Annotated in this window: 6 protein-coding genes; 4 read left to right on the top strand and 2 right to left on the bottom strand. The window is 49.1% G+C overall.

The features are described 5' to 3' along the window. Nucleotides 1-63 precede the first annotated feature (63 nt). Nucleotides 64-1710: a TlpA family protein disulfide reductase gene (locus AC5RDV_RS08270; RefSeq protein ID WP_282747014.1), complete on the top strand. Its 1647-nt coding sequence runs from the start codon at nucleotides 64-66 to the stop codon at nucleotides 1708-1710. Between the two features lie 125 nt (nucleotides 1711-1835). Here the strand turns inward: AC5RDV_RS08270 and AC5RDV_RS08275 are convergent, their stop codons facing one another. Together AC5RDV_RS08275 and AC5RDV_RS08280 are read right to left on the bottom strand one after the other, a co-directional pair. Next, a complete protein-coding gene (locus tag AC5RDV_RS08275; protein ID WP_008628137.1) occupies nucleotides 1836-3122 on the bottom strand; it encodes an O-acetylhomoserine aminocarboxypropyltransferase/cysteine synthase family protein in 1287 nt (428 codons plus the stop codon). A 21-nt stretch (nucleotides 3123-3143) separates the two neighbouring features. Beyond that, the gene (locus tag AC5RDV_RS08280) at nucleotides 3144-3668 is read right to left on the bottom strand and encodes a septal ring lytic transglycosylase RlpA family protein (protein WP_130893535.1); all 525 of its coding nucleotides are present in this window, start codon (nucleotides 3666-3668) and stop codon (nucleotides 3144-3146) included. Nucleotides 3669-3964: 296 nt separating this feature from the next. On the opposite strand from AC5RDV_RS08280, the gene AC5RDV_RS08285 reads away from it, so the two are divergent. From AC5RDV_RS08285 to AC5RDV_RS08295, 3 genes are all read left to right on the top strand, one after another. After that, complete coding sequence (locus tag AC5RDV_RS08285; RefSeq protein WP_282747016.1) at nucleotides 3965-6880, top strand: LamG-like jellyroll fold domain-containing protein; 2916 nt, start codon at nucleotides 3965-3967, stop codon at nucleotides 6878-6880. A gap of 29 nt (nucleotides 6881-6909) precedes the next feature. Continuing rightward, the gene (locus tag AC5RDV_RS08290) at nucleotides 6910-7089 is read left to right on the top strand and encodes a hypothetical protein (RefSeq protein WP_282747018.1); all 180 of its coding nucleotides are present in this window, start codon (nucleotides 6910-6912) and stop codon (nucleotides 7087-7089) included. 95 nt (nucleotides 7090-7184) lie between these two features. Continuing rightward, entirely contained in the window at nucleotides 7185-12617 is a 5433-nt protein-coding gene (locus tag AC5RDV_RS08295) for an alginate lyase family protein (protein WP_282747020.1), read from the top strand. Nucleotides 12618-12833: the final 216 nt, after the last annotated feature.

The raw sequence follows: 12833 nt of genomic DNA on the forward strand, positions 1-12833 counted from the left end.
TTGCCGTTATTTCCATACGGAAACGTGGACTTGGGATAAGAAAACTTTAATAAATGAAAAACGATGAGACATTATTTGAATTATCTATTGTCGGCGATTGTCCTCTTGTGCGGCGGAGGGCTGTTGAGGGCGCAGGAAGCGCAAGTTTGCGATGTGAAGAACCCCATAGTGGGCGACCGTAACATGGAGACGGTGGAAATCAGCCGCGTGGAGTGCACACCGGAAACTACGACCTTGTATATGGAGGCTTATAACCGCAAGGGGTATTGGATTCAGTTGGATTCCGTCCTGCATTTGCGCGGTGCTGTGACGGGGCTAGACTATCCCTTGCGGCGTTGCGAGGGGGTGGCGTTGGGGCAGCACGTGTATATGCCCGATTCCGGTAATGTGAGTTTCCGTCTGGTCTTTCCACCGTTGGATGGCCGTGATACTTCGTTCGACTTCATAGAAGGAGGAAAAGGCGGTGGATTCATCAAAGGCGTGAACTTGAAGGAGGAACGTGAAGGCAAGCTGCATTGCCGCTTGACAGGGATGGTGGAGAAGCCGACGGAGGCGAGCCGCCTCGTGTTGCACCGCTACGGGTTGGATGCCAGGGTAAAGCCTTTTATTTCTATTCCGGTGCATAACGGGAAGTTTGAATATGATTTGTACACAGACCATGCGGAGGCTTGGGAACTTTATCTGTGGCACGACTGGTTGAATGGAGGTTACTATCCTGCAAAGTTCTTGGGGGAGAATGCCACCCTGCATATTACTTTTCCAGAGCAGGGAAGGCCGAAAGTGGAGACCGACGGGACGGAGAACCGGATCATGTTGTATGTGGAGCATCAGGTCGATAGCATATTCAGTCCCAAGTATGCACTGTACAATGCCCGAGTGGATACCCTTTACAGTGAGGATGATTGTTATACTCCGGCAGGCAAGGACTTGTATGGACGCCTGAGGGCAGCAGAGACGCAGGAAGAGGCAAATAAGATTTATAAGCAACTGGACAGTCTGGAAAAGTCCCGCAGGCTTTATTCGCCCCGGATGATGGCTTTGGAGGACTACCTTGCCGTCTGCCGTGCAGAAGAGAAGTCGTGGCGGCTTCGCGAGGCGGCACGCAAGCCCTCGGTGTCCGGCCTGTCCTTCTTGCGTTCCGAGTTGGACTATTTCGAACATCCGGACAGCCTGAAACAAGTGTTGTGGGCGGTTTATGATTCTGTCTATGCCGGTTATTTGCCGGGACATCCTTACCATGCCGTCGTGAACGCTTTGCGCCAATGCCGGACATTGGCCGTGGGGAAGCCTTATCCCGATTATGAGATTACGGGGAATGACGGCCGCTCCTTGCGTATGTCCGGCCTGATACGTGGCAAGATAGCCTTTGTGGACTTGTGGGCTTCGTGGTGCGGGCCGTGCCGCGCGAATTCCAAATCCATGATACCCGTTTATGAGGAGTTCAAGGACAAGGGCTTCACGGTGGTGGGCATAGCTCGTGAGAAGCACCGGAGCGACATGGAACAGGCGGTGCGGAAAGACGGCTACCCATGGACCTGTTATGCCGAGGTGGAGGATGCCAATAATATATGGTCTTTACACGGTATAGGAAACTCCGGCGGAGGTACTTTCCTTGTCGATAGTGACGGAACCCTGTTGGCTGTCGGGGCTTCGGTCGACGAGGTGCGCGAAATCTTGCGGAAGAAGTTGGGTGGTAAATCAGGGCATTGAGGAACCGTGTCCTTCAAAAAACAGCCTCCCCGGAAACGTATTGGTCTGCATTTTCCGGGGAAGGTTGTTTTTGTAGGGATAACCTTTAAGCTTTGGCTTTCACCACAGCCAACGTCTACCGCCACTTATTTCGATGCATCCAATGCCTGTTGGATGTCTTCGATGATGTCTTCTACATTTTCGATGCCGACCGACAGGCGGATGAGGTCGGGTGCCACTCCGGCTTCGCGCAACTGTTCGTCGGAGAGTTGGCGGTGCGTATGGCTGGCCGGATGCAGCACGCAGGTGCGGGCATCGGCCACATGCGTCACGATGCAAATCATCTTCAGGCTGTCCATGAACCGTATGGCATCCTCTTTCGTGCCTTTCAGACCGAATGCGATGACACCGCATGACCCGTTCGGCAGATACTTTTGCCCTAATTCATAATATTTGTTGCTTTTCAGTCCGCAGTAGTTCACCCAAGCCACTCGTTCGTTTTTCTCGAGGTATTCGGCCACGGCCTGCGCGTTGCGGCAATGCTGCGGCATGCGCAGGTGCAGGGTTTCCAGTCCGAGGTTGAGCAAGAATGCGTTTTGGGGGCTTTGGATGGAACCTAAGTCACGCATGAGTTGCGCCGTGGCTTTGGTGATGTAAGCCATCTTGCCGAAAGCCTTGGCATAAGTCAGCCCATGGTAACTTTCGTCCGGTTGGCAAAGTCCCGGGAACTTGTCGGCATGGGCGTTCCAGTCGAAGTTCCCGCTGTCCACGATGGCACCGCCCACCGATGTGGCGTGCCCGTCCATATATTTGGTGGTGGAATGGGTCACGATGTCTGCCCCCCATTCAAACGGGCGGCAGTTGATTGGTGTGGCAAAGGTGTTGTCCACAATCAAAGGCACGCCGTGCTTATGGGCCATGCGGGCAAAGCGTTCTATGTCGAACACGTGGCCGCCCGGGTTGGAGATGGTTTCGCCGAAGAAACATTTGGTGTTCGGGCGGAAGGCGGCTTCAATGCGTTCATCGTCCCATTCCGGGTCAACGAATGTGCATTCAATGCCTAATTTCTTCATCGTTACCCCGAAGAGGTTGTAGGTTCCGCCGTAGATGGTGTTGGAGGTGACGAAATGGTCGCCTGCCTGACAGATGTTGAATACGGCATAGAAGTTGGCCGCTTGTCCAGAAGACGTCAGCATGGCACCTACGCCTCCTTCTAGTTCGGCAATCTTGGCAGCCACGGCATCATTTGTGGGGTTTTGCAATCGGGTATAGAAATATCCCGTGTCTTCCAAGTCGAACAAACGAGCCATCTGTTCGCTGTTGTCATATTTAAAAGTAGTACTTTGATAAATAGGTAAAACGCGTGGTTCGCCTTTCTTTGGCGTCCATCCGGCCTGTACGCAAACAGACTCTTTTCTGAGTTTCTTTTCCATTTTGTGTCTACAAATTGAATTCTATTTCTTGTCGATTTTAAGTTTCTTGATTTTTGTCGGTTGGGGCTTTTTTTCTTCTAACATTTCCTGCTGCCATGCCGGTACAGGGTAGGTCACTATATCCTGGTATTCCAAGTGCAGTTCCGGAATTTCTTCGGCATCTTCCGGTCTGAACGGGATGCGGTTGGGGTGTATCCGCGTGATTTCCACTTGGCAAAATCCTTTCCGGATGAATCCTAACTCGCGTGCTGCCGCCTTGGAAAGGTCGATGACATAACGTTTCGAGAAAGGGCCGCGGTCGGTTACTCTCACCACCACTTCTTTCCCATTTAGGGGGTTACGTACTTTCAGCAGGGTACCGAAAGGGTACTTCTTGTGTGCGCAGGTCATGCTGTCGCGGTGGTATCTTTCGCCGTTGCTCATTTTTCTTCCATGTAGCTTGTCGGAATAATAACTGGCTTTTCCGGTCAGTTGCTTTTGAGCCGGAACAGTTGTTATTCCACATACTAAGCAAAAACAGCACGCAAAGAATTTTTTTAATGCCATACGCTTCCTTGTTTTCGTGAATCAGCCCTTTTTCCCGATAAGTTGGCTGACTGAAAATTTCTGCAAAATAAGGCTTTTTGTCCATTTCTCCAAACAAATCTTTGTTTTATTGTGTTTTATGAACGGTTTTTTGCGATTGATAGATGGCGTGGAATGTTAATGTACTAGACGATAAGGGTTAAAAGAATTAAAAACAAAGATTCCATTGTGCTTCTTGGTGGTGTATGTTCGTAAGCCGTATAAAAACAAATGAAAAAGTGATATTAACCTAAGTTTAATTCATTAAAAATGTAGAAATGAACAAAAATTTGCTTTTCACAGCGGCACTGATGAGTGCTATGGCTGGTACCGCGCAGATGACATGGGCTGATGTGCGGAATGTCAACAGAGTTGAGAATTCTTGGGCTATGCCTATGGATGAAAATGCTGAACTGCCCGTCCCTTTGGCCTTTTATGATTTTCAGTCGGAAACGGCAGAGGGGTATGAACTGAAAAGCTTTGGCAACGGGACAAAGCCAGAATTTTCAATGGTCAGCGAAACGGAACAATGTTTGGACTTTATGGCTTCAGATAATCGAAATATGGGGTATGTGCAAATCGCAAATCCTTTTAAAGACAAGACACTTGACAACGGCGCCACAATCTCTTTGTGGGTGTATCGTACCGGAACTGCAGACAATTCCGTTTGGGGATTTGGATTGGGAACAGACGGTTATGAGGATCAAAATACGAGTGGAATGTTAGGCTTCCAGGCCAATACTTATATGGTGTACAACATGGCTAAGATTGATGGTTCGTGGATTGACTTTAATGGTGGTCCTGGTGGATCTTCGTCCAATGCCATTCCTGTGGGTCGGTTTGCCATGATTGCAATGGTGTTTACAAAGGATGGCTGCACGTTCTATGTGGATGGGAAGAAAGTGGAATATGGTCCTTCTAATTCGAGTGCTGACGTTTCTACTTTATATCCGGGCATATTGGAGAACATTTCCAACCATTTCACTCATTTCTATGTGGGAAAAGGTACGTTTACGGGAACGTTCGAGGGCAAGGCTGATAAGCTTGGGCTGTATGACAAGGCGTTGACGGCAGAAGAAGTTGAAAACATCTATGATAGCCAAAAAGCTAGTTTGGTATCTGAAATAGAAGATTTGACTTCAAAAATGGTAAATCCGGATTTCAGCGATACTGACGATGCGTTGAAAGGATGGGAGAGGAATGCTGAACCGAATCGTATAGATAAGGGAATGCCATATTGGGAAGCTAATGGTTCTGCAGTGGATTTTTGGCAAGAAGTAGAATTGCCTAATGGGGTGTATAATGTTTCCGTTCAAGGACAAGCCGGAATTGGTGGCCGTGTGAATTTCTATGTCGACGGTGCAACAGGAAGAAAAGAGGTTGGATTGCGTGAGGTCATGGGATGGACAGACAATGGAAATGCAAAGTACGAGGACGTTGCTAGAATTTGGGATGAGGACAAAGAGATTGGGCGTACTTATATTAACAATGTTTTGGTTCTTGATGGAAAATTAAAAGTCGGAGTGAATCTTTTTTCTCCTTATAAAAATTGCTATTTGTTCTTTGATAATTTCCGGTTGGAAAAAACCGGAAGCGGAATGATTGAAGTGAAAGAGTTGTACGATGATATGAAAGAAAAAGCTCAGGCTATGGATGTGTCCGGTTTGCCAGAAACATTTAAAGAACGTATGGCGGAGGCTTTGGCGAAAGAGCCGGAACAGACTGTGGACGGTTGGGCAAAAGCATATCTGGCTTTGAAGCAGGTTTATGAGGTATGCCATTGTTATATGACGGATTGCCCTATTGCTGCATTGGTTGAGACTTGTAAGGAGTATGAACAGAACTCAGAGGCTTCGGATGAAATCAAGAGTGTATTTGCAACCGCTATTACGGACGCAGGGAAAGCATCGTGCGATAAGGAGGAGGATTTGAGAAAGGCTTATAATGCTTTGGAGAATGCTCGTAGGGCTTTTGTACAATCGGCTATCCCTATGGGTGAACAACAGTTCGACATGACGTTTATGTTGAAGAATCCGGATGTTTCAGGTTTCGGAAGTTGGAGCGCAGTAGAAGGATGGAACGGTGATAATATGAATGTTGCAGGTTGGGGAGTTCGTGCACAACATAATGCAGCTCAAGCCGGTGAAACGAGTGGGGATGCTTTCTTTGAATGTTATGCCGATGGCGTATTACCGGATGGCTTATGGGCTATATATCAAACGGTAAACTTGTCTTCAGGATTTTATACCATGCGTCTGGCTACCTTTGCGGGGCCGGTGAATAATGTGCCGGGTACGGGTGAAGCCAAGGTGGCTTTATATGCTGGGGAGAAACGAGGAGATGAGGTGAAGTCTACAGCATTGGCTTATCGTGAGGTCTCTTTCTGTCAGAGTACGGAAGGGGAAATGCGTTTGGGCGTGAAGACGGAAGAGGGCAATCTGGCCAACTGGATAGGCTGTAACGACATGAAACTCTATAAAGTGGCTCCCAAGGCCGAGGCTTTGGCTTTGGATGAATCCAAGGCTTATGACGTGAAAGCTGACATGTATGCTGATGTGACCCTTCAGCGCAAGTTGGTGGCCGGAAAGTGGAACACTTTCTGTGTGCCTTTTGCCCTGACTGCCGAACAGATTGAGGCCAATAAACTGGGTGAGGTAAGGCGGTTAAGTGGAATGCAAGCGTCGGGAAAGGACATTACGTTGGATTTCGGCAAGGTGGATGCCGTGGAAGCCGGTGTGCCTTATTTGGTGAAACCGGCAGGAACTGTGACGGAAATCAAGGCAGACGGGGTGATGGTCAGTGCAAAACAGCCGGAAGTTTTCCCGATGAATTTGGTTTCGATGACCGGAAACTACGGTGCCACCACAGTACCGCAAGGGGCATACTTTATCAATGATGATATGTTCTATTTGGCCGACCAAGCAGACAAGGTAAGCCTAAAAGGCTTCCGCGCCTATATCAATGTGGATTCGGAATCTCCGGTTGCCGGTGTCAACCGCTTGCTCATCGAAATAGACGGATCGGTGACTCGTGTCGGTGAAGTGTTGGGCAACACGGCGGAAGATGGCGGAAAGATAGTTGATGTGTTTACTCTGAGTGGTGTGAAGGTGAAGGTCGGTGTGAAGAAGGCTGAAGCCCTCCGTGGCTTGGAACGCGGCATCTACATCGTGGACGGAAAGAAAGTAATCAAATAAAAGGTACGAACTTATAAAAACAATAAACAATGGAAAAGAAAATGTATGTGTCTCCCCGTGTGGAGATGGTAAAGATGGAAGTCTCGGATATGATGGCTTGCAGTGTGAATGCGGGTGGTGACGTGAATATCGGTTATGGCGGTAACGCCTCTGAACATGATATCATCGAGGCGTATTCGAATAAAAACGGAGGATGGGATATTTGGTAAGTCCTTTATGAAATAGAGGGGATGCTGTATCCTTTTTGGGGAAAGGGCGGCATTCTTTTTGCAAGAAAATATATGGATAGAAAAGTTTTATTGTCATGAAACGAAGATTATTATTGTGTTTATTTAGTGTAGCTCTCGTGGCAGGCACGTTATATGCCCAAGAGGCAGCTTTCCGCCACCCTGGCCTGCTACACTCGGAGGATGACTTTGAGGCCGTGCGTGCTCGCTTGGCCTCAGGAGATGAGCATGCTTTGGAGGCTTTGGAAGCCTTGCGTACGGCTCCTCCCGTAAATGGAGACCACGGACATAACTGGGGCGTGAACGAGTATATTTCACGTGGAATATCCGGTCAGGAGAATTATATGAATGCTTACCGTAATGCGGCGCGGGCTTATCAATGTGCATTGTTATGGAAGATTACGGGAGATGAGGGCTATGGCGACGTGGCCATAGACGTATTGAATGCTTACCGTATCTATAACAAAGGACTTGCCGGCAATACGAATGTTTCGTTGATTCCCGGATTTATCGGTTACCAGTTTATCAATGCTGCCGAAATCATGCGCGATTATAAGAAATGGCCGGAAGAAGATTTTGAATTGTTTAAGCAATACATGATAGATGTATGGTTTACTACGGCACAAGATTTTTTGGAACGTCGGCATGATACGGTAGAGCGCGAACAAAACTGGTATCATTACCATAGTAACTGGGGATTGGGAAATGCGCTTTTCTGTGTTTCTTTGGGGGTATTATGCGACTTACCGGACATATATAATTACGGTATGTATTGGTTGAAAGAAGGTCCGGGCAATGAGTCGCTTTGCGTGACGGCCCTTCATCCCGATGCGTTCGGACAGGGTTTGTGCGGCTATGGTTGGGGACTGATACCTTGGTTCCATAAAGATGAGCGTGCCCCCTTAGGTTATTTGAACCAAATGCAAGAGAGCGGGCGCGATCAAGGGCATGCCATGGCGGCGTTGGGCTTGTTGTCGTACGCTTTTGAGTCGGCTTACAATCAGGGAGACAATGCTTTTTGCAATTTGACGAATACGCTGATACCAGGCCAGGCCGGTGCGGCGATGGTAGCCGGTGCGGCAGAATACGTGGCAGCATACAATAGTGGCACGGACGACCTGCCTTATAAACAGAATTGGTGGATGGGGGGATTGAATGCTACCGGACGCGGGCAATGGCGCCCTATTTGGCAGTTGTTCATCAATCATTACGAGAACCGGATGGGAATCCCGATGAACTTTTGCCGGACGATGAAAGGGATTATCGGTATGGAGCGTGGCGGTGGTTCGTATGGGAACAACAGCGGTGGGTATGACCATACAGGGTTCGGCGACTTGATGTACAGTGACCGGCCGGTTACTGCGGAACAAGTGCCTACAATTCTTTTTCCTGTGATAGCCGGAAAGACAGAAACCCGAAAATATGCGGAAATCCGAGATGTGGAACCGGGGGCTGTATTGACCTTGTCGGCTACTTTACCCGAGGGGGAGAGCAATACGGGAAAATGGACATGGGATGACGGGGTGGCCGGACAGCAACGGCAAGTCACGGCTGAACATTCCGGAATATATCGTCTTACGTACACGAATACCCATGGAATAGAGAGTACACAAATGTTTTCCGTGTCCGTACGCGGTGAGGGGATTAAAGGAACGTTGTCCTCAACGGCCGTATATAACGGTCAGGTGGTGGAAGGCAGTGAAGTCTTGATGGGAAAAGGGCGTTCGCTGACCGTGAGCACTTCTTATGCGAACTGGAATTACATAGAAAGTGAAATATGGTATGATGAGAACGGCAGGCAGCTGGCCACGGGAGGTTCCTATACCTATACTTTAGAGGATGACCAGGAGCACGAGTTGATATTCCGTTTGACCAACCAGTCGGGAGTCGTGATAGAGAAATCCTTCCATATTATTCCCAATGAGAATGAGTTGACTCATTCTTTGCCGGACCCTGATTGTGAGAAACCTGAACTGTGGGCGGTGGACGTGGAAGGTTTTCAAAAGGGTGTGTCGTCAGTTTCGGGGTTAAGCCAACCTTATATCGAACGTAAACGTACGGCTTCGGAGGATGGTCGGACTTGTTGGGGACAGGAACGTTTTAACATATTCCAGACCCTTGAAGGTTTGAAGCCGGGTAAATATGAATTGGGGGCATCTGTCATTGCCACGCAACAAGGCAAGAGCGGAGAGGCTGCCCGTAATTATGTAAAAGATGTGTATTTGTATGCCGACGGGGTAAATACGCCGGTGGCTTCACTGGATGGGGAGGCCGGACGTTTTACGGTAGAGTTCTATGTCGGCGAAGAGGGCAAGGTGACTTTCGGAGCCAAGAATATGACCGATCAGAATTATGCTTATTCGGCGAATGGTATGAATTGGTTTGCCATGGATAACTTTAGTTTGCTTTACCTTGGGGAGACGGATTTGTCAGTTGATTTGTCCGCTATGCGAAAAGAGGCGGATGCCATTCGGGAGGATGAGGTGACACCTGCGCTTTGGCTGCAGTTGCTCGGATTGAAAGAATCGGCTTCGGATGGGATAGAGACGGCCGTGCGTTATCAACGCGTGTTGGGAGAGATACACCTGTTGCAGGTGCATTATGAGGACTACAAGGACGCGTACGAGAGGTATAAGAAGTTTGTGGAGACGGAGGGAGTGGACGATGCCTCGTTGAAAGAAGCATTGGAGCTTTTTGCCGCAGCGGGTTCGGCCGATGAGGTTTTCAGGGCTTATGAGAATTTGGATAAGGCTTGGAAGGCCTATTTACCCCATGCGGGCAAAGCTATGGATGTCAGTTCGGTTTTGCCGGACGGAGGGCGTCTGTTGCCTTCGGGAACCGACGTGATGTTTGATAACCGTACGCATTGGATGACCGATGCTGAAGGTGGTAATTATCGTGTGTTTGCCATAGACGGGTCGGATGCGCAGCGTGGGGATGCTACGGGAGAGAACATGATAGAACGTTATTGTACGGGCAATTTCTTGGCCGGACAGGGTTTGATTTATGCGTCTGCATCCGGGTTGCCTGTTGGGCGCTATGTCTTCAAGGCGGTTGCACAGAAAGGAGCCGACGGAGGGGTAATAGAATTGTTTGCCAATGACGACAGGTCTCCGGTGACGTCGGTTAAGGTTTTGCGTGAGACGGAAGTGGCGACGGATGTACTCGACCAAGATTTGACGGTGGGAGTGGAGTCCGGTTTGAATAATGCATGTCAGTGGGTGTCGTTTGCCGACGTGGCTTTGGAGTATCAAAGTCCGTACATGTTGCTTGAAGAAGCGGTGGCGGCTTCAGATACGTTGACGTATGGTGAAGACAAGGGCGGTGCTCTGAAAAAGGCGGTCGATGAGGCGCGTGTATTATTGGTGTCCGGTGAGGCACGTGAACGTATGGCGGCTTATCATGCCTTGCTGGATGCGATGGAGCAATACCGTTTGGATAATGCGTCTGTTGCACATCCGGTCGATTTGACGGCACGGATACAAAATGCTGGTTTTGACATTGGGAATACGACCGGGTGGACGCTTACGGTATCGGATGCGAACTATCCTAAGTTCAGTCAGGGGGTGATGGAGTTCTGGCATACCACTTTTGATTGTCATCAATTGTTGACAGGACTTCCGTTAGGAAACTGCCGGGTGAGTATGCAGGCGCGAAGCGATTTGGGCACATCCAATAAGCACTTCCGGTTGTATGTGAAGACTACCGGTGGTTTACCGGTTTCGGTGTATAGTGTGGATAAGACGCGGGCCGATGGGGCGAATACGGCATTGCATCTGGGGCAGAATGCAGAGGACTTGAATGCCGATGCAACCGTTTCGCGTATTTATACAGATGTTTTTGTGGGTGATGGACAGTTGACCGTGGGCGCAGTATGCGATAATGCCGGAATGTGGTGTGTGATGAATGATTTCGTATTGGAGTATCTGGGCGTAGGAGATGATGACTTGCGACAGACGTGGGAGGCACAGGTGGATGTGGCTCGCTCACTCGACCGCGAACTTTTGCCGCAAGCTGTAGAAACGTTGTTGGATAAGGCTGTGGCGGTAGACGTGTCTTCCATTACAGTGGATTCTTTGGGGCGGGCGTTGTCTGGCTTGATGAAGGAAATAGAGAATGCCCGCAGTGTCATGGTGGCTTATGAAGTATATCGGAACCGGAAAATGGTGGCAGAGGAGATTGCCGGGAATTCTGTCCCTAAATTGAGTTCTTCGCTTACGATTTTCAAGAACAACATTGCATCTGCCGCAACGGAGGCTGAGAAAGCCGTAGATGTGTCGGCTGTGCAGAAAGCGTGCGAGAATTTAGAGTCCGCACGCCAGAGGTACGTGATAGATGCGGAACCGTTGAACGGCATCGCTTTTGACATGACGTTCAAGGTGAATAATGCCGCTTGCAATGCGGACGGCGGCTGGTTGAACGACGGGACGGTGAACTTCCGTTCCTTGGTCAATACTGCACAGAATGGGGAATACGGAGGTGGTGTGTTCTATGAAAACTGGATTGGTCCGGGTAATGAACTGAAGGATGGGAAACGCCCCATTTACCAGACGGTGGGTTCGCTCCCGAATGGAAACTATGAATTGACGGCTGCGGCATTCCGAAAGGTGGAATTGAGCAGTGCTGATGTGGCAGACATGAATGTGGCTCTGTATTTGAACGGGCAGCAGACTGACGTGACATCTGCGGTGCTGGATTATTTCTCGGTGGAAGGTGCGGTCTCTTCTCGTACGGCTGAAATAGGACTGGTGGGCGGTGTCGGCAATACGGCAAATTGGGTTGGTTTGGCAGATGTGAAGCTGATGTATTATGGCAGTGACGTATCGGAGTTGAGTGAGGATGATAGTCGTTTTGACGTGCGGGATGGGACGTATGGCACGGTGACAGTACGGCAGAACTTGTTGTCGGGGCTGTGGAATATGGTTTGCTTGCCGTTTGATTTGTCTTCGGCTCAGGTTCGAAAGTATTTTGAAGAGGTGAAGGCGTTGGAAAGCGTGGAATTGGCCGGAGAGGATTGTAACTTGAATTTTGGGAATGTGCGCGACATGGTAGCGGGAGTGCCTTATCTGGTAAAGGTGGCTCAGACGCTCTCTGTGCAAACTTATGAGAAAGTGACAATAGATGCAGATGCCGTTTCGTCCGGTGCAGCAGTTGTTTCAGATGGAGCTGTTACGGCTTGTTTGCAGGGAACTTTCCAAAAGGTGGCGTCCTACGGAGATAATGTATATGCTTATGGACCGAACGTATTTTCAAAAGCCGAAACGGGAACGGAAATTAAAGCTTTCCGAGGCTATTTGGAGCTAGAGGGAGTTTTCCCGAAGCGTTTGAATCTTTATATAGATGGTGAACAGACGGGGGTACGGTTGGTGAAAGGAGCAGATGAGGATGCAAAGGTCAATGTCTACACTACAGACGGAAAACTTATCAGGTCAGCGGTGAAGCGGAATGCTGCCTTGCAGAGGTTGCCTTCCGGAGTGTATGTCGTGGACGGGGAGAAGTGTGTGAAGTGAAAGTTTTTCGTTTTTGGGGGGACTCTTTCTTGATTTGAATAAGAATCGATTATGTCCAAACTGAAATGAAAACCGGAGAAGGTTATATGTTATAACTGAATATGTAGAAGAGTCATGTCAAACTCGGTTTCGAGGGTACATGGCTCTTTATTTATGATCACATACGGGATATAAACGTGCTGTTCGCGTTCCCTCCCGGGTTTATGGCTTTTCGTC

It is taken from the genome of Paraprevotella sp., assembly GCF_986071375.1.

Excerpts from the sequence above, each read along its gene's own strand:
- AC5RDV_RS08270 (WP_282747014.1), top strand. The coding sequence starts at position 64 with ATGAGACATTATTTGAATTATCTATTGTCGGCGATTGTCCTCTTGTGC.
- AC5RDV_RS08275 (WP_008628137.1), bottom strand. The coding sequence starts at position 3,122 with ATGGAAAAGAAACTCAGAAAAGAGTCTGTTTGCGTACAGGCCGGATGG.
- AC5RDV_RS08280 (WP_130893535.1), bottom strand. The coding sequence starts at position 3,668 with ATGGCATTAAAAAAATTCTTTGCGTGCTGTTTTTGCTTAGTATGTGGA.
- AC5RDV_RS08285 (WP_282747016.1), top strand. The coding sequence starts at position 3,965 with ATGAACAAAAATTTGCTTTTCACAGCGGCACTGATGAGTGCTATGGCT.
- AC5RDV_RS08290 (WP_282747018.1), top strand. The coding sequence starts at position 6,910 with ATGGAAAAGAAAATGTATGTGTCTCCCCGTGTGGAGATGGTAAAGATG.
- AC5RDV_RS08295 (WP_282747020.1), top strand. The coding sequence starts at position 7,185 with ATGAAACGAAGATTATTATTGTGTTTATTTAGTGTAGCTCTCGTGGCA.